17 protein-coding genes are annotated in these 23,330 nt (G+C 42.7%); 16 read left to right on the top strand and 1 reads right to left on the bottom strand.

What is annotated here, in order from left to right:
* Positions 1 to 25: 25 nt before the first annotated feature.
* Positions 26 to 577, bottom strand: a complete 552-nt coding sequence (locus tag O3629_RS00895; RefSeq protein ID WP_371608571.1) for a hypothetical protein — start codon at positions 575 to 577, stop codon at positions 26 to 28.
* Between the two features lie 477 nt (positions 578 to 1,054).
* Here O3629_RS00895 and O3629_RS00890 point away from each other — a divergent pair, with 477 nt between their 5' ends.
* The 16 genes from O3629_RS00890 (at position 1,055) to O3629_RS00815 (ending at position 23,046) form a co-directional block, all read left to right on the top strand.
* A complete protein-coding gene (locus tag O3629_RS00890; protein WP_003016069.1) occupies positions 1,055 to 1,342 on the top strand; it encodes a WXG100 family type VII secretion target in 288 nt (95 codons plus the stop codon).
* A gap of 131 nt (positions 1,343 to 1,473) precedes the next feature.
* Positions 1,474 to 4,497, top strand: a complete 3,024-nt coding sequence (gene esaA / locus O3629_RS00885) for a type VII secretion protein EsaA (protein WP_371608570.1) — start codon at positions 1,474 to 1,476, stop codon at positions 4,495 to 4,497.
* The gene (gene essA, locus O3629_RS00880; RefSeq protein ID WP_371608569.1) at positions 4,494 to 4,949 is read left to right on the top strand and encodes a type VII secretion protein EssA; all 456 of its coding nucleotides are present in this window, start codon (positions 4,494 to 4,496) and stop codon (positions 4,947 to 4,949) included. The genes esaA and essA overlap by 4 nt, the downstream gene beginning before the upstream one ends.
* Positions 4,950 to 5,192 (top strand): EsaB/YukD family protein, encoded by a 243-nt coding sequence (locus O3629_RS00875; protein ID WP_003013697.1) that lies wholly within the window; start codon positions 4,950 to 4,952, stop codon positions 5,190 to 5,192.
* Between the two features lies 1 nt (position 5,193).
* Positions 5,194 to 6,483 (top strand): type VII secretion protein EssB, encoded by a 1,290-nt coding sequence (gene essB / locus O3629_RS00870; protein ID WP_371608568.1) that lies wholly within the window; start codon positions 5,194 to 5,196, stop codon positions 6,481 to 6,483.
* 3 nt (positions 6,484 to 6,486) lie between these two features.
* On the top strand, positions 6,487 to 10,887 hold the full coding sequence (essC, locus tag O3629_RS00865; protein ID WP_371608567.1) for a type VII secretion protein EssC: 4,401 nt from the start codon (positions 6,487 to 6,489) through the stop codon (positions 10,885 to 10,887).
* Between the two features lie 17 nt (positions 10,888 to 10,904).
* The gene (locus O3629_RS00860) at positions 10,905 to 11,246 is read left to right on the top strand and encodes a hypothetical protein (RefSeq protein WP_049485870.1); all 342 of its coding nucleotides are present in this window, start codon (positions 10,905 to 10,907) and stop codon (positions 11,244 to 11,246) included.
* A gap of 17 nt (positions 11,247 to 11,263) precedes the next feature.
* Complete coding sequence (locus tag O3629_RS00855; protein ID WP_049485871.1) at positions 11,264 to 13,405, top strand: hypothetical protein; 2,142 nt, start codon at positions 11,264 to 11,266, stop codon at positions 13,403 to 13,405.
* Positions 13,392 to 14,378 (top strand): hypothetical protein, encoded by a 987-nt coding sequence (locus tag O3629_RS00850; RefSeq protein ID WP_065427747.1) that lies wholly within the window; start codon positions 13,392 to 13,394, stop codon positions 14,376 to 14,378. Before O3629_RS00855 ends, O3629_RS00850 begins: the two co-directional genes overlap by 14 nt.
* Positions 14,379 to 14,396: 18 nt before the next feature.
* A complete protein-coding gene (locus O3629_RS00845) occupies positions 14,397 to 14,795 on the top strand; it encodes a hypothetical protein (protein WP_021154380.1) in 399 nt (132 codons plus the stop codon).
* A 158-nt stretch (positions 14,796 to 14,953) separates the two neighbouring features.
* Positions 14,954 to 15,508, top strand: coding sequence for a hypothetical protein (locus O3629_RS00840; RefSeq protein WP_371608566.1), 555 nt, complete (start codon positions 14,954 to 14,956; stop codon positions 15,506 to 15,508).
* A gap of 136 nt (positions 15,509 to 15,644) precedes the next feature.
* A complete protein-coding gene (locus tag O3629_RS00835) occupies positions 15,645 to 16,058 on the top strand; it encodes a DUF3592 domain-containing protein (RefSeq protein WP_229042373.1) in 414 nt (137 codons plus the stop codon).
* A 131-nt stretch (positions 16,059 to 16,189) separates the two neighbouring features.
* Positions 16,190 to 17,149 carry a hypothetical protein gene (locus O3629_RS00830; RefSeq protein WP_371608565.1) on the top strand — a complete coding sequence of 320 codons (960 nt, stop codon included), beginning with the start codon at positions 16,190 to 16,192 and terminating at the stop codon, positions 17,147 to 17,149.
* Positions 17,150 to 17,152: 3 nt separating this feature from the next.
* Positions 17,153 to 17,680 carry a hypothetical protein gene (locus O3629_RS00825; protein ID WP_371608564.1) on the top strand — a complete coding sequence of 176 codons (528 nt, stop codon included), beginning with the start codon at positions 17,153 to 17,155 and terminating at the stop codon, positions 17,678 to 17,680.
* Positions 17,681 to 17,911: 231 nt separating this feature from the next.
* Positions 17,912 to 18,469 (top strand): type III toxin-antitoxin system ToxN/AbiQ family toxin, encoded by a 558-nt coding sequence (locus O3629_RS00820; protein WP_061455693.1) that lies wholly within the window; start codon positions 17,912 to 17,914, stop codon positions 18,467 to 18,469.
* A gap of 182 nt (positions 18,470 to 18,651) precedes the next feature.
* On the top strand, positions 18,652 to 23,046 hold the full coding sequence (locus tag O3629_RS00815) for a PolC-type DNA polymerase III (protein WP_371608563.1): 4,395 nt from the start codon (positions 18,652 to 18,654) through the stop codon (positions 23,044 to 23,046).
* Positions 23,047 to 23,330: the final 284 nt, after the last annotated feature.

The raw sequence follows: 23,330 nt of genomic DNA, 5'->3' as shown, positions 1-23,330 counted from the left end.
GGTGATGAAACTCAGGAAGCTCTTTTTATTTTTCTTCTTTGAGACCTTGATCTTTGAAATAGGTAAAGAGATCTTGAGGTTTGCCATTGAGGTATTTCAACATGGTAGTGTTGGTTTCTTCCCCTTGATCAGCCAGTAATTTCACAAAATCTTCTTTTTTCATTTGAGTAAAATCAACATGCATAACGTTTGTATAGGTCTGTTTATCATCAGCGATTTTGATGCTTGTGTTGATTCCAGCTTGTCCGTTAACACCGTGTTTGGAATTTGCTTTATCAGCTTCTTCTTGATAGACTTCCTTCAATTCAGCGACATCTGATTTTTGCATATCTTCCGGTATTGGTGCAACTCCCATGATGGTCATGGAAACAATCTCATCATTCTTGTAGCCAATTTGAATTTTGTTTTGGTGGTGATCGCCGAGGTCGCTAACAAAGGTCTTGGTTTGGACTTGCTCCTTTTTGGTTTGAGTGGCTTCTTGCTTGGAAGAAGCGGCAGTAGTTTCTTTACCTTGTTGGCCTTGGCTACAAGCGGTAAGGGCTAGCAGACAGACAGAGGCAAGTAGAAATTTTTTCATATATACTCCTTATAGGTTAATGGTGTTCGATCTTGTATGAAACAAGTTTTGAACAGGTTTCATTATACCATAAAAGTTTTAAAAATGAAAAAATATACAAAAGTCATCGAAATTTGCTTTTAAAAACACCTAAAATCAACAACTTTTATCTATGTGTTGAGTTAATATAAAAGGACAGAGTGTCTTCTTTTCTTCTCAGAAATAATACTAGTTAGAGACTACTGGGGCAAGGAATCCAGGAAACATGTTACACTTTTATGACAAAATGTTACACAATTGTAACAAAGTTACAATGTTTTATCAGTTAGTCCTCTAAACTTGACATTCTGGCAATATTTCATTAAGATATTTTTAAGTAAATAATACAAACAGGGAGAAAAAGGTAAAATATACAGTTATCTGGCATTTTACTAATTCGTACTAAAATGTATTGTTTATGAAAAAAATATAAGGGTATCAGCCCAAAAGGAGAAAAATATGGCTCAAATTAAATTAACTCCAGAAGACCTACGTGCTTCAGCACAACGTTATGCACAAGGTTCTCAAGAAATCGATCAAATCCTTACTACTTTGACTCATGAACAACAAGTCATCGACGCAAACTGGGATGGATCTGCATTTGATAGCTTTGAAGCACAATTCAACGAATTGTCTCCAAAAATCAAACAATTCGCTCAATTGTTGGAAGACATCAACGGTCAATTGATCAAAGTTGCTGATATCGTTGAACAAACTGACCAAGATATCGCTGCACAAATCCACTAAGATAGTCTTGGAGGTGATCTTACTTCTTGTAGGTAGATCACCCTTTTGTCTTTTGATATATAGAAAATAGGGGTTAGATTCTTAATTCCTAACCCCTATTTTGTATCTATGAATTAGAAAAAGGAAAAGGTATGGAAGTTAAAAATAAAAAATGGTTAAAATACATCGGTCAGAGTGCGGTTGTGCTCCTTTTGATGGGATCTGTCGTGGGTCTTTATACGACGGTTCAAAAGGACCAAAAGCAAAACGAAGCCAAGACCGTGCAAACGACAGAAAACACCAAGCTCAACATTGCGGTTGTCAATGAAGACAAGGCGGTCAAGCTGAATGATAAAGAATACAACCTTGGGGCTAGCTATGTAAAGAATATCGAGCGGGATAATTCGCAAAACTGGTCTGTACTCCCTCGTGGAGCTGCTGAGTCAGGGCTTGCAGATGGCAAGTACCAGTTGATGATCGTCATTCCAAGTGACTTCTCAGAAAAGGTCTTGGAAGTGAACGCGGTTAATGCAGAGAAGACCACGGTGACATATAAGGTCAATGCAGCTGGGAATTCTCAGGTTGAAAACGAGGCCAATAAAGTCGCTAAAGATATTGTTTCAGACTTGAATAGCCAGTTGGTTGATATGTATATGGTTAGCATTTTGAGCAACCTTTATACAGCTCAGAAGAACGTGGAAACAAGTAACAAAATCCAATCGACCAACATTGGTTCATACCGGAGTAACTTATTGGATTCAGCTTTAGATTCAAAGAATATCTTTCCAAGTCTCTATAGCTTGTCTACGTCTTCTGTCGAGTCGAACAATGCTTTGAAGACAGTCCTTGAGTCTTATACACAGGCTTTTGACCAATTGACCCAATCTCAGGATCAGTACGGTCAAAACTTCGACACATTGATCAAACAACGCTCTGAGGACAAGATCAGCCATGAAGAGTTCATGAACCAGCTGATGTCTATGAACCAGTCTGTTGTCAGTGAAAAGACCCAAGAGTTGTATAAGAATCTACAACAAAACCAAGAAGCAATTACCAAACAATTGAGTCAACCAACTGAAACAGAAGGAGATGCTTCAGGGACCAAAACCTATGCAGGCTTGACAAAAGATGTGAATGATCGTGTGGCAGACCTCGAAAAAGGGATCAAGGCAGAACGCGACAAATTAGATGAGCACGAAAAGAACATCGAGTCTTCTGTAAAATCGAAGATCCTTGACTACTATGGTCTAAAAGAAGGAGACAAAGTCACTCTTCGTACCTTGCTTGGAAAGCCAAAAATCGAAACTATCAGCAAGGCTCGAGATAAAGCGGATGATGACATTCGTCAAGCGATTGAAAAACTTCCGTCTTTAGACCCTGCTAGTCTTAATCTGAATAAGTATGGGAATCTCAACGCAGCGATTAATTTTGATAGTGCTTTTGCTGGAACGAAGGCGCAAGCAAAAGGGAATGCCGATGACTTAAAACGATTGGCTGCAGAAGTGGATGCCAAATCAACGGCAGTTGCGGATGTCCTCAATGCTAAATCTGGAAAACAAAAAGTTAGCATCCAAGTGCCAGCAGGAGTCAAGGTTGATACTTGGACCTATGATGGACATACTTATACAGGTAGCGGCGAGCAGGAAGTCGAACTGAAAGATGGCAAACAAATTCAAATTCACCTTGTTGAAGATGGAGGAGCTATGCCAAGCGCGATTGATGTTGAAGTTCTTGTGAATGGAGTTTCCTCCACCAGTGTGACTGTATCTGCAGATGAATTGAAAACAGCTGTCGCTAACTATGCATCGAAAGCTAGTGAAATCGCCTTGGATTATCAACGCGCAGGAGCATTGATCGATGCCTACTATCCAGAAGATGACAACCATGTTCGTCATTCGCTCTATGATCCGATCGAAGATATGGATTTGACAAACGCTTTGGTCGACATCGTGAAGGCAGCCGTTTCAAGTAACATAAAGGACTACCGTAAGAGTATTGAAACGGATGAATCTGGTGATGCAACGAAGAGTGTGAAAGCCCAGTTAGATGGTACACTCCAACAGTTGCAAGACTTGGGACCACAATTGCAGGCCAATCTTCAAGCAATCGAAAATACTAACAAAGATCTGACCCAAAATATCAACGATCAATTGGCGCAGTATGCAGACCTTCAAAAACGCTTAGAAGCTATCTCAGCTGCACAAGAAACAGTGACACAGGCTCAAACCAAGACCGATGCAGATTTGTCAGCTCTTGGTTCTGAATACACGTCATTATTGAGCTCGACAGAAGGCGTTAAGAGCTCATCTCGTAGCAATGTAGAAGCTGCTAACTCTACCAATGAAATCTTTAGCCAATTGAACAAAGAATTGGAAAAAGCCCAAGGCAATACAGAGAAATTGTCTAGCAATGCGGAAAGTTTGATGGGTGAATTCGACAAGGAATTGTCTGAAAACGGGAACTTCGTCGAAGCCTTCCGTAAAGTCTTCAACAATGCCTATGAAAACGGAGTGCCGAATGAAGTCTTGCTCGACTTCTTGTCAAATCCAGTTGCAGAGAAATCGTCTTCTGTGAAAGCGACCATCAACGTCTACCGTCCATTTATCTGGATCTTTATGTTGGAAGTGTTAAGCCTCTTCACAGCTTATCTCTTTGCGACTCAACCAATCATTCGCAAGGTTAAGGATCGTTTCAAATTGGATCGCTTGCAAGAATCAGATCTCTTGTCTGTCGGTGTCCTTGTGGGACTCTCTCTCATCCTTGGACTAGTGATCGGAATGATTTCAAGTATTCAACTCTCTGTTGGTCGTGAATATGTACCTTCTTGGGTATTCTTAGCGGTTCTAGCAAGCTTTGTCTTGGTACAACTGCAATACCTTCTCTTGAAACACTTCCGTGTGATCGGAATGGGACTGGCCTTCTTCATGTTGATCAGCTATGTCTACCTATCAAGTGCGATCGGAACGACCGCGACCTTATCAGGCCTTCCAGCACTGGTGAAAAATGTCAACCTCCTTTCTATTTTGGAAGGACAGTTTGCGGGTTACTTTGATGGACAAACAGCCGGTATCGGCGTCTTCTTCGGATTATTGGTCTTCTTCGGACTTTTGGCGGTTGTCAATATCTTCATTCCAAAGAAGTTTACTCAAACAAAGGAAATTGAATCAAGCTTATGAAAAAAATGATGTATCTTCTCTTTGTCTTTAGTCTCTTACCAGTACCTGTTGTTTCTGCAGATGATTTTATTGATAATCGTCTGCAGGTCAACAACTCACGTCTTGAGACCGAGCAGGAAAAGACACTTGGGGGCCAATTGGATGCGACTGAGTCTCTTTTCAATGAGAAGGATCAGAAAAAATTAGCAGATGAAAAACGCAAGCAAGAGAAACAATTGACCGATTCAGACGGCCAGTTGTTTTCTGCTATAAAGGGAAAGAAAAAAACGGGGCCTGAAGCGGACCTGTTCCAGCCTGAAAATCAAAAATTATCTAAATTCGAGTCCAATGTGGAGGACAATTCGGCCAGCTTGTCGGATTTTATTCCAGCCTTGCAAATGCTGGCTTGGAGTGCCCTTCTCTTTGGGATTGCTGGCTATATTTCCTATCGAATCTATAGAAAAGAGGCCTAAATGGACCAACATATCAATGTCACCTTCCGTATGAATGGTGCAAGCCATGACCTCCGAATCCCAACACGGATGGAGGTGCGACGCTTGATTCGGGAATTGGATCAGATCTTTGGGTCTGCCATGGAGCCTAGAAGCAAGTATCAGTTGCGCGTGGTAAATAAGGGCATCTTGCTGGATGAAGGCAAGGTGGTACAAGAGTATCCGATCACGAGTGGTGATCTGATCGAGATTGAGGAGTGGTAAGGTGAAAGAAGAACAATTTACACTGGGAGAACAAGTCTTCCGTTTTGAAAAAGAAGAAACGAGCTGGCGGCTGGACCTCAAGCGTTCAGAAGTGGATAGCCAGGATTTACGCAATTTATGGATTTTGGATCTCCATCATCCCTTGTTTTTAGAGCAAAGTATGACAGCGGATCAAGACCGGATTCATCTGACATATCAGACAGATGCGCTAGGCTTGAGTGCTGAAGAAATCCAGGCATTACCAGTTTCAGACCGTCTGCGTCTAGCCATTAATGTCTTGGATTTGGCGCCAGCCTTGGAGCTTCCGGTGACCTTTATGTTGCATCCCATCAATTTGTTTGTGACCAAGGATGCGCAAGTCAAGATCGCTTACCGCGGGGTTCCGGGAATGATGGTGCCACGCAAGTGGGATCAGGATGAATTCTTGCGTCAGGCCAAGTGCTATGCGGTCACTCTTTTTGGGGACTGGGATTTCATGGAGCTCTATCAAGGGACGCTTGAATTAGAAGATCTACCAGATTTCTTGGTGGAAATCCGTGATGCCGCTAGCTTAGAAGAGATGAAAGCTCTCTTAGAGAAAGCCTACCAAGAACGCAAGGAAGAGGAAGAAAAAACCTTGACCTTGGTTTCAAGTCGTCAACACCGAATCTTTAAGTTGGCAACCGTATGGCTTTCAGCTGTAGTGGCCCTCTTACTCTTGCCTTTGATCTATTTAGTCTTTTTCCAAGCACCCTTTAAAGAAAAGTTGCTTCAAGCGGATACAGCCTATCTCAAGGTAGACTACACCGGTGTGATCGATGAATTGGAGGGAGTAGCTCCAAGCAGTCTTCCAACGACACAGAAATACGAGTTGGCGACGTCTTACTTGCAAGGCTTGAATTTCTCAGAGGACCAAAAGAAGGTCATCCTTAACAACGTCACGCTCAAGTCAGACAGCCTCTATCTCCACTACTGGATCTATATCGGACGTCATGACTTTACTCAAGCGCTGGATACAGCCAAGCGGATCGACGATTCAGACTTGATCATCTACGCCCTTCGTAAAGAAATCAAGGCGACACGTGATAGCGAAAAACTCTCTGGTGAACAGCGCGAGAAAAAACTCTCTGAGCTTGAGGGCGAATACAAGAAATACTGGGATGCCCGCTCTAAACTCTTGGAAGCAGAGACAGATGAAACCAAAGCTTCCACTAGCAGCTCAACAACAGCTTCATCTACAGAAGGTTCCTCAACAGAAAGCTCGTCTTCTACAACTGCAAGCTCGACTGAGTCTAGCGAACACAAGGAGTAGTCTATGAAAAAACGTATCATACTCTATAAAAAAGGTTTTCGCTATGAGCTAGCGCTAGAAGAGGGAAAAACAGCGACCGTATCGAATCAAGAAACAGCTCAGTTGACCCTGGCTTCGCAAGAAAAACCCCTTCATTTCCAATGGAGTCAAGGAGAAATCTTCTACCAGTATGGTGAAGACAAGGGTGTGCTTGAAAATAGCAAGATTCTTGGAGATGTGGTCTGCTACTTGGCGACAGGGGAAGTCCATACCTATGAACTGCTTGATAAGGAAGAAATTCTCGTAGCAGATGAAAAGGGTGCGGATGTGCGCTTGCACTATCCAGTACGCTTTCTCCTTGTGAAAAAAGAGCAGACTTGGACTTGTCAGCTCTTATCCGGAAAACTCTACCATAACCACAAACTCGTCAGTGAAGCGACTTTTCCACTGGCCTTTGGGGATGAACTGGCTATTGGAGATGTGACCTTTAAGCTCTATCCGGAAGAATTTGGCGTGGAAGGGGCTGTCGAAGTGAGTCCTTATCTGGTGCCGCGCTTGCATTCACGCTATGACTTCTACAAGGACTATCCAGAGTACCACCGGTCTCCGCGGATCATCTACCGGAGTTCGGAAGACAAGATCTTGATCAATCCTCCAGGAGCGGAGCCTCAAAAGCCATCGGATGAACTCTTGAAGTTGATCATGCCACCCCTCATCATGGTTGGGGTGACCCTCTTGATCACCATTTTCCAACCGCGGGGTCTCTATATCATCGCGACGGTATCCATGTCTGTGGTCAGTGTGATCTTTTCGGTCCAAGGCTTCTTCAAGAATCGTAAGAAATACAAAGAAGACAAGAAAGAGCGCGTGGAGCTCTACCATCTCTATCTCAAGGACAAGGCCAAGGACTTGGAACAGCTATCTCGTAAGCAGCGAGAAGGCATGTTTTACCATTTCCCAGCGATCGAAGATTTGACCAAGATGGTCAAACGCTATGATTCGCGGATCTACGAAAAAACACCGCTTCATTTTGACTTTTTGGCCTATCGTTTGGGATTGGGCAAGGTTCCAACCAGCTATGAGCTCAAATATGGTCAGGAAGAGCGCAGTGGGAAGAAAGATGCCTTGGAAGAAGAAGGCTATGCTCTTTTCCAAGCTCATCAAAAAATCGACAATCTTCCGATTGTAGCCAGCCTCAATCGGGGTCCCGTAGGGTATGTCGGCCCTCGTCCTATCGTGCTCGAGCAGTTGCAACTCCTGGTTGCCCAATTGGCTGTCTTTCACTCTTACCATGATCTGACCATTATTCCGATCATTCCAGAAGAGGAAAAAGAAAGCTGGGATTGGATGCGCTGGTTGCCCCATGCGACCTTGCAAGACATGAATGTCCGTAGCTTTGTCTACAATCAGCGGACACGCGATCAGGTCTTAAACAGTCTCAACCAGATCCTCAAGCTCCGCAAGGCGCAAAAAGAGGAAGAAAAAGCTAATGATACCAAGATCTTCCACCCTCACTATGTGGTGCTCATCACCGATGAGACTTTGATTTTGGATCATGTCATCATGGAGTTCTTCCGTGAAGATCCGACTGAGCTAGGCTGCTCCATTATCTATGTGGCAGACGTACTCTCATCTCTTTCTGAAAATATCCAAACCGTTATCTCTATCAAGGACCGCAACCAAGGGCAATTGCTCTTGCAAGAAGGGGTTCTTCGGGAGCTCGACTTCCAATTGGATCACTTCCCTGAAGGCTATGACAAGGAAGCCATCTCGCGTGGCCTTGCCCCACTGAAGCATATCCAACAGCTCAAGAGCTCGATTCCAGACTCGGTGACCTTCCTTGAAATGTACCAGGCGGAAACTTTCAATGACCTCAAGGTCTTGAGTCGTTGGGAGAGCCATGCCCCTTACCAAAGTTTGGCCGTGCCGATCGGTCTGCGTGGGAAGGACGATTTGGTCTACCTCAATCTCCATGAAAAAGCTCATGGACCACACGGTTTGATCGCAGGGACGACCGGTTCTGGTAAGTCTGAGACCATTCAGTCTTATATCCTGAGCCTTGCCGTTAACTTCCACCCCCACGATGTGGCTTTCCTCCTCATCGACTACAAGGGTGGAGGAATGGCCAACCTCTTCAAGGATCTGCCTCACTTGCTTGGGACCATCACCAACTTGGATGGTGCCCAGTCTATGCGGGCCTTGGCTTCTATTAATGCGGAGATCCATCGTCGGGAGCGGCTCTTTGGCCAATATGGGGTCAACCATATCAACCAATACCAAAAGAAATTTAAACTTGGTGAAGCGACTGAACCGCTTCCTCACCTCTTCTTGATCAGTGATGAGTTCGCTGAGCTCAAGGTCAACCAACCAGACTTCATCAAGGAATTGGTCTCTATCGCGCGTGTCGGGCGTTCCCTCGGGGTACACTTGATCCTTGCGACGCAAAAACCTTCTGGGGTCGTGGATGACCAGATCTGGTCCAACTCCCGCTTCAAGCTAGCCCTCAAGGTGGCAGACCGTGGCGACTCTATGGAGATGCTGCGGACGGCAGATGCGGCTGAGATCACGCAGACCGGCCGGGCCTATCTCCAAGTCGGGAATAACGAAGTCTATGAACTCTTCCAAACCGCTTGGTCAGGGGCAGACTACCAGCCTGAGAAGGATCAGCTAGGAATCGAAGACCATACCATCTACTTGATCAATGAACTGGGTCAATACGAAGTCCTCAACCAAGACCTATCTGGTCTGGATATGGCAGAAGAAATCAAGGAAGTGCCAACAGAGTTAGATGTCATCGTGCAAGAAATCAATCACTTGCACCAAGAAGAAGGCATCGCAGCTGTGGCCCAACCATGGTTGCCTCCGCTCAAAGAGCGGATCACGCTGGATGAGTTGGACAAGGTCGTGCCGATCGAGGCTTGGCAAAAACGGACAGCTCCAAGCGTCCTGATCGGGGTCGCCGATATCCCGCAAGCGCAAAAGCAAGAAGCAGTCGCTATCGATCTGTCAAAAGATGGGAATATCCTCCTTTACGGAAGTCCAGGTACAGGAAAGACCACTTTCCTTCAGACAGTCGCAATGGATCTGGCTCGCAAGCAGAGTCCAGAAAATCTGAGCATGTACCTGCTTGATTTCGGAACCAATGGTCTAGCACCCTTGACTCAACTGCCGCATGTGGCCGACAGCCTCTTGCTGGATCAGACGGAGAAAATCCAGAAATTCATCCGGATCATCAACCGCGAGTTGGATCGTCGCAAGAAGCTCCTGTCTGAGCATGGTGTCGGCACCATCGCCCTCTACCGTGAAGTGACCGGTAAGCAAGAGCCAACCATGGTCATCCTCATGGATAGCTATGAGTCTATGAAGGACGAGCCTTATGAGACAGATCTCTTCAAGCTCTTCATGCGGATCTCTCGTGAAGGTCTCAGCATCGGTGTGCACTTGATCATCACAGCTAGCCGTCAGAACAACCTACGGGCACAGCTTTATTCAAACTTCAAGCACCAACTGACCTTGCCACAAAATGATATCTCTGAAGTCCGCGGTATCGTGGGAGCAACGCCACTGGCGTCTACGATGGAAGACATTAAGGGACGGGCACTCATGAAGCGTGACGAAGTCGATGTCGTCCAGTTTGCCCTACCAGTCGCAGGGGACAATGATATCCAAATCATCAACAATCTCCGCGACCAAGTCCAAAGCCTAAAAGAGATGTGGACAGGCCGCACTCCAGCAGGCATCCCAATGGTGCCAGATGAGTTGACAGAGGCAGCCTTCTACGGACGTGAGGATGTAGCAGCCTTGCTGGATGAAGGAAAAGTGCCACTCGGACTGGATCTTGAAACAGTTGAACCGGTGACATGGGATCTCAAGAAAGGCAACCTTCTCTATCTGACAGATAAGGAAGAGCAGATGACTCAATTCGTCAAACAAATTGCTCGTAGCAAGCAGAAGGTGATTGTGTTGGCTCCACGTTATCATTCATTAGGAAACTTAGACGATTTGACTTTGATTAATCAAATAAGTGAAATTGAAGAGATCGTGAACGTCTTAGAAGCTAAAATTCAGGAACGTTTGGTACATCGGGTTTCTGAACATGAAGTAACTGTTGTCTTATTCAACATTAATGAACTTGTTGATAAGATGGATGCTACTTTATTAGAAAAAATAGCATTTATTCTTACTAAGGGAATTGGTGCAGGATATGGTACTGTAGTTATCGGTCGACCTAATATGAATAGAAGTATTGACATGGTGTCACAAAATGCTAAAAACATTAAACAGGCGATCCTTGGAATTAGAATGAATGATCAAACGGTTGTTAATATAAATAACAAACCATATAGAGAAGCTGCATTGGAAGAACAAATCCATTATTATATAACTGATGGTATTTCTAGAACTGTAAAAGTATTAATGAAATAAAAATGAGAGGTTAAGGAATGGGAAAAAAAGACAATAGTGCTAAAATAAGACAGTTAAAGACAGAGGCGGCCGGGTTAAGTTCACAGATATCAGAACTGGAGACCTTACTTAAAGATTTGAATGCTGCATATACCTCAATTAAATATGAACTAATAAGCCATAGTAGTATAAAAGAAAATTATACTTTAGCTGGAACTAAATATTTAGAAGAAACTCAGGCGGAGCAAGATCTATTAAAAAATGAGCAACGTAACTTGAAAACCCATAAAGAAAATGCAGCTTCGGCAGTAGAAAAAAAGATAAAATCGCTCAGCTCGCAACTTGAAAGCATTAATAGTCAGATAGAAAAATTACAATAAAGGAAGGATTGTAAATTATGTCAGATAGGATTAAAATTCATGATTTGCCAGGTCTATTGCAGTATGGGACTGCATTGAATAGCTATGGAGATAATGTCGAAGCAGCTGCGAAGGATACTGAAAGAATATTTAAAGATAAATCGGATGGAGCAGAATCAACGGCTGTACTTGCTTTTTTTGAAAGATTAAATATCTTGCAACAGCAAGTGTTTTATAGTGCGCCATCTATCATAAAATTATATGGATCAAATGTTACTACATTTAGTAATGATGTGACAGGTGTAGGTTTTAGTAAGAAAGCTTGGACATGGGGTGATGGGAAAGATAGCGTTAAAACTATTTTAACTGGTAAACAAGTAGACACTATAAAAACACGATTTCAGGCAATTCAACCATTGTTAGACCAAGCAACAGAAAAAGCGGATTTTCCTGAGGTGAATTTAGAAAAACGCCATTTAGCCACTGCGACAGAAAATTTATCTACTATGGCTTCTAACCGTGAATCAACACATACCTCAGTTGAAAATGCCCATACAACATTTAACACGAGTCTAAGCACTAGAATCTCAGAATTAGAAGCATTGAATACAATTATTGAGAGAGCTAAAGCTGTAACTGCGATTAGTCCAACCGTAATTTTTGCGGCAATCAAAGACCAATTGTTAACCGAAGAAACCATGTTTTATATAGATAATATTGCAAACGAAACAGATGCACGAGCAGTTGAGGCAGTATTAGGTGGCCACCCAGAAATATTGATGCAACTAGATCAAAATGCAATTTCAGAAGGGACCTACCCATCACTGGCTAGTGTAATGTCTGTTTGGTATCGTAGAGCAGCTGATGGGAACAAGGAAGCTATAGAGATAATGAATCACTATATGGATTCATTTAATGGAGTAGATTCAACTAGAGTTGGAGATTTTGTACAAAAAATGATGATAGGTGGGATAGAGGCAAGCTCGATGCTTGAAGGTAGAATGACGAGCCTATTTGATGCCGGATATTCATTAAATTCTCCAGAGTTAGTTGAGTATCAAAAACAGTTGGATTATTTTAATCTATTTAATGGACTAATGAAATCAGTTCAATACCTGGAGGTTGGCAGAAGTGTAGAAACTGTAAAAATTTCAGAAAATCCTTATGCTACATATTATAAGGATATAAATTATGATAAAAATATTCAAATAAAGTTTGAAAATGGTATAGCTGTTTTAACCTTGACAACATATTCCTATCAATCGGCTGAAGCTCAAAGTGATGCTCAAAAACAGAGGATGTTTGATCTTATTAAAAAAACACCTAAAGATAAATTAACAGTTGGATTCAATAAATCTACAGAAACCTGGCGATCAAGCACAGAGTCAAATACTTTTGGAGTCCGTGGATTAGAGTATAGTGAAAAAATGAAAGCATATGAGGAAGAACGAAAGGAGGCAAAGAAAAAATTTCTTAAAGATATGGCTAAGGCATTTGCGGATGCGGCCACAACAGCGATAGCTCCAGAAGCGTATTTTGCTAATAAAGTTGTTCAAGCTGCATTAACGGTTGATGCCTCTAAAGCAGCGAATAATAGTTTTAAACTCTATAAAAAATTGGATGGTTCGGATCCAAAGGATAGGATAGAAAAAATAAAAATGGGGGGCGTCGGATTAGTATCAGATGGTTTGTCATCATATTTCGAGAATCAGGAAAAATTAAGTGAAATTGATGTAAAGGAAGATAAAGCTAAGTTTGATCGAATTCAAGACTACACCAATCAAGGAGCGTGGTACTTGAAAAAAGGAAGTGTGAAGGATAAAGATTCCAGTATTTATACAGACTTCAATGCAGATCTACGCAAAAGGGAGCTGAATGAAAATGGTCTAAAGGGATACATTAAATCATCGGGTATCGATTTAGAAGGTAAGAGTGTAGAAGCTTATATTGATGAAAGTATTAAAGAGATAAATTCTAATTTAGATAAAAAAGATCAAATATCTAATAAAGTTAAAAAATATGCAAAAGGTGAGGGAAGTTTGACATTAGAAGAAATGTCGGCGAAAGAGTTAGAACAATTAGATACTGTGGCTTCAAGTATCCAAGCCAATGGATCTAGTAACCTAGAAATATATTTAAACTCTACTTTTGAAGCAGGTGATAAAAATGAAAAAAAATAAAAAAATTATATTGATTTTATTAACGGTAGTATCGCTTTTAAGTATTGTTTTATTCTCTCTTCATACATATGAAAAGCAGTATTATCGTCAATTTAGTCAATATAGCGGAAAAGCAAAAATTGATGACTATGAGATGATTGCAGATGGTTCAGGTGTAATCGCTCACTGGAAATCAGTAACGCCTGAGGAAGATCAAAAGAAGAAGAAGTACGGAGGTTCTTTAAATCTAAAACGCATTCAGGTTGGAGCCCACTTTATTTTACGTTCCAATATAAAATTGAAAGACAGTCCCTATTATTACGAGAAGCGTCCATCAAAAGATGAATATTGGACACTGAGCCTTTATAAGATCGAAGGAAAGAAACTAAAAGAAGAGAAAGAAATTGATTTATATAAAATTGTGGAGGATTTTGATTCCAATTATATTCCAACAGAATTAGGGGCTATATATAGTTCGAACGGAAGAGAACTAGCTGCGCTACAGATCCGGAGTCTAAAGGATCCTACCATTCGGAAGATGATGTTTCTAGACTTGGAAACTCATAAACTGCAACAAAATGATCATTTAGCAGAAAAGGTATATGAAAAGTATCCTTTGGTACGGTTCAATGTTAATCTAGACAAGAATCAAAGCAGTCTGGAATATTTACGCTTATCCGATGGAAGTTTCTCTATTGATCCGAAGGACCTTTCAAAAACGCAATTCAAGAAATCTTCGAAAGCTTATCGGTTGCTAAAACAAAAGGATACTAAGGTGATGATCCTAAATCCACAAAATAGTGCTAATCGATATTCGAGGGGGATGTCTGTATTTGAACTCTTTATGAAAAAGAGCGTGAATCTTTACCGGGACGTCACTATTCCAGCTGAGCTTTCAAAGGATGGACAAGTCCATACTACACATTCAAAAGAAGAGTTCGATCAAATTTATGATATTGAAAAGGCGCGTAAGGTATACAATAATATGGAATAATATTAGAAAGGAAACAATATGACTGGAGAAACTAAGCGGATAAATCCTGCAAAAATAACAAATATCACAGCTTCGTTTAATGCTTCTGAATCAGCAATTCCTGATAATGTGCAAAATGACATGCTTGATGCACCAGCTAGGGAAAATTTTGAAACTGCTACTAATTTAGTCAAGACTGCTATGACGAATCTGACTACAACAGTTCAATCGTTAGATCAATATTTAGATGCAGTTGCGCATGCATTTCAAAATACTGATGAAACGATTGCTGCTACAATTAATCAAAGCAGTGGATCTAATATACAGCCCATAGGGGATAAAATGTATGTTCAAGGGCCGAAAGAACCAGAAAAACAAGTTCTACAAAAGGATGTAAAAAATAGTCAATATTACGAGCAATTGCCAGGAGCTCAATAAATATTTGTTAGATTTTAGAGAGAACCACTTGGTTCTCTCTTTTTTCATACCCAACTCTTTCCATCTAGTGAGGAACTTGCTCTTCAAACTAAATTTCGGTAAGATAGTAAGGAACGATTTTTAAATCCAACTCAATCATAAAAGAAGGGAAATAATCCATGAAAAAGACGATGGTATTGCTGGTGAGTGTGCTTGTGTTAACAGCCTGTGCTCAGCCAAAAAAAGAGGCTAAGGAGGCAACCACAAACAAAACGGAGCAAACCTCAAAAGCCTCCTCGTCTGTTAAAGAGGAAAAGGGCTTGAAATTTGTAGTCGCGCCTCAATTCGAAGGAAAGACATCAGATTTGATGGAACTGGGTAAGAAGTTAGTTAAGGAGCATCCGGAAGTTGGTGATCAAGGGGATATCACTGTGTATTATACAGGGAACACCTATACTGTCGACCAACAGGAATATGCAGTATTTATGTTGGTCAACAAAACGATAACGAATATTGACCATGATGCTACTTTTAAAATTAGCTGGAGTTATGATGGCCAATCTGTTTACCAAGATCAAGTGGTCCAGTATAGTCTATCGAATAACCCTAAGTTACCAACGCAATCAGCGACTCTCTTATTGCTTCCTTTGACGAGTGAACAAAGCTCGATCGTAGAGAAGATATCAGATGAAACAAAGATGAGCCTGAGTATCACAGACATTATGATGAAGTAGGTGATGGGGATGCCTGATATCAGAATACTTCTAGTCATTGCTGTGGCTGTTATTGGATTTCCCTTATTTGCCGTACTCTTTTTTGGACATTTTTATAGAAGAGAAGTTAGGATTAAGACCCTCTCGTCAAAGAGCATTGAGGGAGTGGGTAGTTGTCTATAAAAGGGCACAAATTGTAGCGGCTCCGATTGTAGAATATAGAGTGGATGGTCAGACCTATCGAAATAGCCTGAAATATTATTGGGTGGTGCGGGCAACACTTCCTTGGAAAACGAATCAAGCGTCTAGTGACATCGATTTGATGGCGCAAAGGATAACTATCTACACTAATTCTACAGTCTCAAAGGGAAATCTTTTTCAAGATGCTTTTCCACTGGGATCGAAGATGACGGTCTGGTATAATCCAGCCTGTCCAAAAGAATCATACGTTGAACGCTATAGTGGACTAGACAAATCTTATAAGCGGGAAATGTGGATTGGAATCTGGATGTTAATTTTATTGCCTATTTTAGCAGTTGTGTCCATAGTCATGGGGATGCGTTATAAGTGATGGATTTCCGGCAAGATAGTAGGAAATATTTTTTGAGTGATTCTTGTATTTTGGATGGACTAAGTAATGATTCGTTTTATCAAGTATTCAAGAGGTCATGAAGTTATATACTGGTAAAGAAAGAGGTTGGTATGAGAAAGAAGAATCTTCTAGTAATGGGGACCAGTTTACTTCTTATCATCGTTTTAGTGGCGATTGGATTGTTGTATTTCTCTAGGAGTTCGAAAACTAAAACTTATAACACGTTTCAATCAATAACATCCAATGATATTAAAGTATTTGGTGACAAAAATCAATTTGTAGCTATTACTAAGGGATGGTCTGCTGGAAAACAGTATACCATCAGCCAAGAGGGACGTATTGTTGATAAAGAAGATGGGAAAAATGTATTGAGTCACTCTCAACGAAAAGGAGAGTATTGGAATGTAATCGTTTTTGACTTGGATAAGGAAGGGTACCCTTCTATAAAAGTAAATCTTTATCAAGCTGTAAAATCTTATAATTCATCATACTTTCCTACTAGGTCTAATCATTTGATTCACTATCAAGGAGTGGATTACCTTGTCGTTACAATACGCCCTAAAAATGAAACAAACTCGGACAGAGACAAGCAAGTATTTTTGAATCTGCAGTCACATGAAGTTAGTGACATACCTGAAGAGTATAAAAGATTGAACCCTACAGACCACTGGGCTGATCTTGCAAACCCAACTTTATCGCGTGATGTTAATGATACAACTCTAACTGGCATAGCGAGAAAAAATGGTTACCTACTTTTGGATCACCTAGTGAAAGATAATTCAGAAAAGAATACATCGAAACAAGGATATGATATTAATTTAATAAAAGATAATCCACAGATAAAAGAAATTATTAGTAAAGGTGGAACGGTCTATCCTCGTCAAAGTATGGTGTCCTCGGAAGAATGGTTTAACCAGATGTTGCATTGGTTAGCTCCTGTGGGAGAAAAGAACTTGACTGTTTATCCCGTAGATAAACCCTATGCTGATAATGCACAACCTTTAACAGACTACCCAATTAAAAGTTATCAGGATTATATTACTTGGAAAGAAAATCAAAAGAAGGAGTGACCGATGTCTAAAGAGACTTATTTACAGCTGAAAAAAGAATTTTTGATGCGTTTTGCGTTTAATGTGGGGATTGCGGGGATCGGTCTTGTGTTATTGATCGTTATGATCTTCAATCAATCGCGTTATATTCCCTACTTGCTTGTGGTTATGGGGATGATTTCCTTAATGAACCAAGTCTTGGTCATGCCGACCAAGGCTAAGAAAGATGCCTTTGAGAAAGAGCATCCGGAGTGGAAGGAGGTGTCGGTCAAAGGCGTCAAGGTTGACTCTCAGGAACAGTCAAAACGCTATGGGGTGAGCCTGATCGCGTTGCTCGTGGTCGTTGGGACTTTCTTTGCCTTGTACCGTCCAACCCTCCATGCGCAAAAAGAGCAAGAGGAGAAAGTGGAAATCCGTCAGAAATTGCAGCCAGCTGTGGAGAATATCCGAAAGCAAGAACAAAGCTCGAGAGAAGCGGTCCAGTCTCAGATGAAAGACTTGTTGCGGACACCAAGTTCCAGATCAGAAACAGAAGCAACAAGTGGGGAATGATCAGTCTGATAGACTTTCGTTGAAACTGATCTTCGACGAAATACGTTGACTATTTTAGTGATTTGTGATATCATAATATTACAAAAGGTGATACCATACCTACCTAAAGTTGGCAAAACATTAAGGTGATACCATACCTACCTAAAGTTGGCAAAACATTAAGGTGATACCATACCTACCTAAAGTTGGAACAATCCCCTTTCATAAAGGGGTTTTTTAGTAGGGAGAATAATGACAGAATTTAGTTTTCACTTTATTTCAGACTCGTACATAAATTATCTTCGTAAAAAGGAACCTCATATTCAAGAGAATAAAAAAGGAACTAGACCATATTTGGTATTAGGTGTAGCTATAAATGGTTTGGAATATTATATTCCATTCTCGTCTCCAAAGTTTATCGAAGATGAAACAGGCGAAATTACTTATAGTGCTCCTAAAATCCATAAAAATTTATTTCATACTTTATCAAGAGTGAATAGTGAAGGAGAAGTTGAATATTTAGGTAATCTACTCATTAATAATATGTTGCCTGCTCCCCTAACAGAAGTAGATTTTATAGATTTTAAAGAATTATTTGCAACAGATAAACAATACGCAATACTATTATCTAAACAATATGATGTAGTAAAAAATGATATAGAAAAGATAGTTGCTCAAGCTTTAAAGGTTTATAACATGCGAGTAGGGGTAGGACAGCTATCGGATTTGAATCCGTACCAAACCTTGATAAAGAATCAATGTTGTGATTTTCAATTATTAGAATTAATGAAATCAAATTATGAAAAATGATAATGATAAAATGAATAAGCGAATCACCGTCCTATCGGTGATTTTTTCGTCTTCACTTCTCCCTCGAATTAATCCTTAAATTGTGATAAAATAAGGGTTACGAATGTTTTTGAATGGTCTGTTTTTGCTTAGAGTCGGGCCACTCAAAAGCGAACAAAAGAATCAAGATCAAGGGAGAAACAATGTCCAACACCTTTGAAATTTTAATGGATCAGCTAGATATGCCGCTGGAGATGAGATCTTCCAGTGCCTTTTTGCATGCGGAGATTCAAGAAGTCGTGGTGCACAAGGTCAGTCGGGTTTGGGAGTTCCGCTTTGCCTTTGCGGAAGTCTTGCCGATTGCTTTGTTTAAGGAATTGCGCCAGCGCTTGAAGGACGAATTTTCAAAGACGGGAAACCAGGCGACCTTTACCATTCAGGTTGCTAATCAGGATTTTTCTGATGATTTATTGCAGGCCTACTACCGGGAGGTCTTTGAGGATGGCTCTTGTGCGAGTCAAGGCTTTAAGGGGCTCTACCAAAACTTGCAGGTACGTGCAGAAGGGCAGGAATTGATCATCTCAGGGCCTTCTTCGGTCGATACAGAGCATTTCCGTAAGAACCATTTGCCCAATCTTGCCAAGCAGTTGGAAGCCTTTGGTTTTCCGCATTTCACCTGTCGGGTGGAGTCTGATGATACGCTGACAGAGCAAGAAGTGGCGCGCTTTGAGCAGGAAAATGAAAAGATCTTCCAAGCGGCCAATGAAGAGACCTTGCGGGCTATGGAATCCTTGGCCCAGATGGCTCCGCCACCAGCAGTTGAAGAAAAGCCGGTATTTGATTTCAAGGCTAAGAAGGCGGCGGCTAAACCTAAGCTAGACAAGGCCGAGATCACTCCGATGATCGAGATCACGACGGAAGAGAACCGGATTGTCTTTGAGGGTGTGGTCTTTGACGTGGAGCACAAGGTGACACGGACCGGTCGGGTCTTGATCAGCTTTAAGATGACCGACTATACCTCGAGTTTTTCCCTTCAGAAATGGGTCAAAAATGAGGAAGAAGCCCAGAAGTTTGACATGATCAAGAAGAACAGCTGGCTACGGGTGCGGGGAAATATCGAAATGAACAATTTCACGCGCGACTTGACCATGAATGTCCAAGACATCCAGGAAGTCGTGCATTATACCCGCAAGGACCTGATGCCAGAAGGTGAGCGCCGGGTGGAATTCCACGCCCATACCAACATGTCGACCATGGATGCCCTACCGGAAGTCGAAGAGCTGGTTGCCAAGGCAGCTGAGTGGGGCCACAAGGCGGTGGCCATTACCGATCATGGCAATGTGCAGAGCTTCCCACATGGCTTTAAAGCAGCCAAGAAGGCTGGGATCCAGCTGATCTATGGGATGGAAGCCAATATTGTAGAGGACAAGGTGCCGATCACCTATAACGAGGTGGATCTGGATCTCAATGAAGCGACCTATGTGGTCTTTGACGTGGAAACGACGGGACTTTCAGCCATTTACAATGACTTGATCCAGGTTGCCGCTTCTAAGATGTACAAGGGCAATGTCATTGAGGAGTTTGACGAATTTATCGATCCGGGCCATCCTCTGTCGGCCTTTACGACCCAATTGACTGGGATCACCAACGAGCACGTCCGTGGAGCCAAGCCCTTGGTGCAGGTCTTGAAGGAGTTTCAGGCCTTCTGTGAGGGAACGGTTCTTGTCGCCCACAATGCTACCTTTGACGTGGGCTTTATGAATGCTAACTATGAGCGCCATGGTCTTCCCAAGATCACCCAGCCGGTCATCGATACCCTGGAATTTGCCCGCAACCTCTATCCAGATTTTAAACGGCATGGCTTGGGTCCATTGACCAAGCGCTTTGGGGTAGGCTTGGAGCACCACCACATGGCCAACTACGATGCGGAAGCGACGGGGCGCCTGCTCTTTATCTTCATCAAAGATGTCGCTGAAAAGCATGGGGTGACCAATCTCAAGGACTTGAATATCGATTTGATCGATGAGAATTCTTATAAGAAGGCCCGGGTCAAGCATGCGACTCTCTATGTCAAGAACCAGACTGGCCTTAAGAATATGTTTAAACTGGTCTCGCTTTCTGGAACCAAGTATTTCGAAGGAGTCCCGCGTATTCCCAAGACCGTGCTGGATGCCCACCGCGAGGGCTTGATCCTCGGATCGGCCTGCTCAGAAGGGGAAGTTTTTGATGCCGTCATGTCGCAAGGGGTGGATGCGGCAGTCGAAGTGGCCAAGTACTATGACTTTATCGAGGTTATGCCGCCAGCTATCTATGCACCCCTCATTGCCAAGGAGCAGGTCAAGGATATGGAGGAGCTCCAGACCATTATCAAGAGCTTGATCGAAGTGGGGGATCGTCTCGGCAAGCCTGTTCTTGCGACAGGAAATGTCCACTATCTGGAGCCGGAAGATGAGATCTATCGGGAGATCATTGTCCGTAGTCTCGGTCAAGGGGCTATGATTAACCGGACCATCGGGCACGGAGAAGATGCCCAGCCAGCGCCACTGCCAAAAGCGCATTTCAGAACTACCAATGAAATGTTGGATGAATTTGCCTTTTTGGGAGAAGACTTGGCGCGCAAGATTGTTATTGAAAACACCAATGCGCTCGCAGAGACCTTTGAGCCGGTCGAAGTGGTCAAGGGTGACCTCTATACGCCATTTATCGACAAAGCCGAAGAAACAGTTGCGGAATTGACCTATAAGCGAGCCTTTGAGATCTATGGTAATCCGCTCCCTGATATTGTCGATCTGCGAATTGAAAAAGAATTAACCTCCATCTTGGGGAATGGCTTTGCCGTTATTTATCTGGCTTCACAGATGCTGGTGCACCGTTCCAATGAGCGGGGCTATCTGGTTGGATCGCGTGGATCCGTTGGATCTAGCTTTGTCGCGACCATGATTGGGATCACCGAGGTTAATCCGCTCTCGCCTCACTATGTCTGCAGCCAGTGCCAGTACAGTGAGTTCATCACAGACGGTTCTTATGGATCTGGTTTTGATATGCCGGACAAGGATTGTCCAAACTGTGGCCACAAGCTCAGCAAAAATGGGCAGGATATTCCCTTTGAAACCTTCCTTGGTTTCGATGGGGACAAGGTACCCGATATCGATTTGAACTTCTCCGGGGAAGACCAGCCAAGCGCCCACTTGGATGTTCGCGATATCTTTGGGGAAGAATATGCCTTCCGGGCAGGAACGGTAGGTACGGTCGCAGCTAAGACTGCCTACGGCTTTGTCAAGGGCTATGAGCGTGATTTTGGCAAGTACTACCGCGATGCCGAGGTCGAACGCTTGGCTCTTGGTGCAGCTGGGGTCAAACGGACGACCGGTCAGCACCCGGGGGGAATCGTTGTTATTCCAAACTATATGGATGTCTATGACTTTACTCCGGTCCAGTATCCGGCAGACGATGTGACAGCTGAATGGCAGACCACTCACTTTAACTTCCACGATATCGATGAGAACGTCCTCAAGCTCGATGTCCTGGGACATGATGATCCGACCATGATTCGCAAGCTCCAAGACTTGTCAGGTATTGATCCAAATGATATCCCTATGGATGATCCAGGGGTCATGGCCCTCTTTTCTGGGACAGAAGTGCTAGGGGTGACAGCCGAGCAGATCGGAACGCCGACGGGAATGTTGGGGATTCCAGAGTTTGGGACCAACTTTGTTCGGGGCATGGTCGAAGAGACCCATCCGACGACCTTCGCAGAGTTACTTCAGCTCTCTGGTCTGTCTCACGGTACCGACGTGTGGTTGGGAAATGCCCAAGACTTGATTAAGGCAGGCATTGCCGATCTATCGACCGTTATCGGGTGTCGGGACGACATCATGGTTTACCTCATGCACGCGGGTCTCAAGCCTAAGATGGCCTTTACCATCATGGAGCGCGTGCGGAAAGGGATGTGGCTCAAGATCTCAGAAGAAGAGCGCAACGGTTACATCCAAGCCATGAAGGAAAACAATGTCCCTGAATGGTACATCGAGTCCTGTGGGAAGATCAAGTACATGTTCCCTAAAGCCCATGCGGCGGCCTATGTTATGATGGCCCTTCGTGTGGCCTACTTTAAAGTGCATCATCCACTTTATTACTACTGTGCTTACTTCTCGATTCGGGCCAAGGCCTTTGACATCAAGACCATGGGTGCAGGCCTTGAGGCCGTGAAAGCGCGGATGAAAGAAATCTCTGAGAAACGCAAGAACAACGAAGCTTCCAATGTAGAGATTGACCTCTACACCACCCTTGAGATTGTCAATGAGATGTGGGAGCGGGGCTTCAAGTTTGGTAAGCTAGACCTCTATCGCAGTCAGGCGACAGAATTCTTGATCGATGGGGATACCCTGATTCCACCATTTGTCGCTATGGATGGTCTGGGAGAGAACGTTGCCAAGCAAATCGTGCGAGCGCGTGAAGAAGGAGAATTCCTCTCTAAGACCGAGCTCCGGAAGCGCGGCGGTGTTTCGTCCACCCTGGTTGAAAAGATGGATGAGATGGGCATTCTCGGCAATATGCCAGAGGATAACCAGTTGAGCCTCTTTGATGATTTGTTTTGATGGAGGAAATCCATTTACAAAAGTTGATCCAGTTTCATCTAATTAAGACTTAACAGTAAAACCAGTAGAGATGATTTTTATGATTTTCATTTCTGCTGGTTTTTAGATATGATAGAATATAAATAAGTTTTTATCCAGAGACTAAAACTTTAGGAAGTTATATATTGAAATTATCAAAAATGATCGCTATAAATTATTAATAATGATACTCTCAAACAAGAGTAGGCTTAACGGAAGTAGTGTTTGCTATACCTTAATAACTTTTCGATATGGAATGGAGATAA

The sequence above is a fragment of the Streptococcus sp. 27098_8_12 genome, from assembly GCF_041432115.1.
Taxonomy (GTDB): Bacteria; Bacillota; Bacilli; order Lactobacillales; family Streptococcaceae; genus Streptococcus; species Streptococcus parasanguinis_V.
Note: the sequence above shows the minus strand (reverse complement) of the source record. Positions and strands in the feature narration are given on the sequence as shown.

Coding starts and splice junctions, on each gene's coding strand:
- O3629_RS00895 (WP_371608571.1), bottom strand. CDS start 577: ATGAAAAAATTTCTACTTGCCTCTGTCTGTCTGCTAGCCCTTACCGCT.
- O3629_RS00890 (WP_003016069.1), top strand. CDS start 1,055: ATGGCTCAAATTAAATTAACTCCAGAAGACCTACGTGCTTCAGCACAA.
- esaA (WP_371608570.1), top strand. CDS start 1,474: ATGGAAGTTAAAAATAAAAAATGGTTAAAATACATCGGTCAGAGTGCG.
- essA (WP_371608569.1), top strand. CDS start 4,494: ATGAAAAAAATGATGTATCTTCTCTTTGTCTTTAGTCTCTTACCAGTA.
- O3629_RS00875 (WP_003013697.1), top strand. CDS start 4,950: ATGGACCAACATATCAATGTCACCTTCCGTATGAATGGTGCAAGCCAT.
- essC (WP_371608567.1), top strand. CDS start 6,487: ATGAAAAAACGTATCATACTCTATAAAAAAGGTTTTCGCTATGAGCTA.
- O3629_RS00860 (WP_049485870.1), top strand. CDS start 10,905: ATGGGAAAAAAAGACAATAGTGCTAAAATAAGACAGTTAAAGACAGAG.
- O3629_RS00855 (WP_049485871.1), top strand. CDS start 11,264: ATGTCAGATAGGATTAAAATTCATGATTTGCCAGGTCTATTGCAGTAT.
- O3629_RS00850 (WP_065427747.1), top strand. CDS start 13,392: ATGAAAAAAAATAAAAAAATTATATTGATTTTATTAACGGTAGTATCG.
- O3629_RS00845 (WP_021154380.1), top strand. CDS start 14,397: ATGACTGGAGAAACTAAGCGGATAAATCCTGCAAAAATAACAAATATC.
- O3629_RS00840 (WP_371608566.1), top strand. CDS start 14,954: ATGAAAAAGACGATGGTATTGCTGGTGAGTGTGCTTGTGTTAACAGCC.
- O3629_RS00830 (WP_371608565.1), top strand. CDS start 16,190: ATGAGAAAGAAGAATCTTCTAGTAATGGGGACCAGTTTACTTCTTATC.
- O3629_RS00825 (WP_371608564.1), top strand. CDS start 17,153: ATGTCTAAAGAGACTTATTTACAGCTGAAAAAAGAATTTTTGATGCGT.
- O3629_RS00820 (WP_061455693.1), top strand. CDS start 17,912: ATGACAGAATTTAGTTTTCACTTTATTTCAGACTCGTACATAAATTAT.
- O3629_RS00815 (WP_371608563.1), top strand. CDS start 18,652: ATGTCCAACACCTTTGAAATTTTAATGGATCAGCTAGATATGCCGCTG.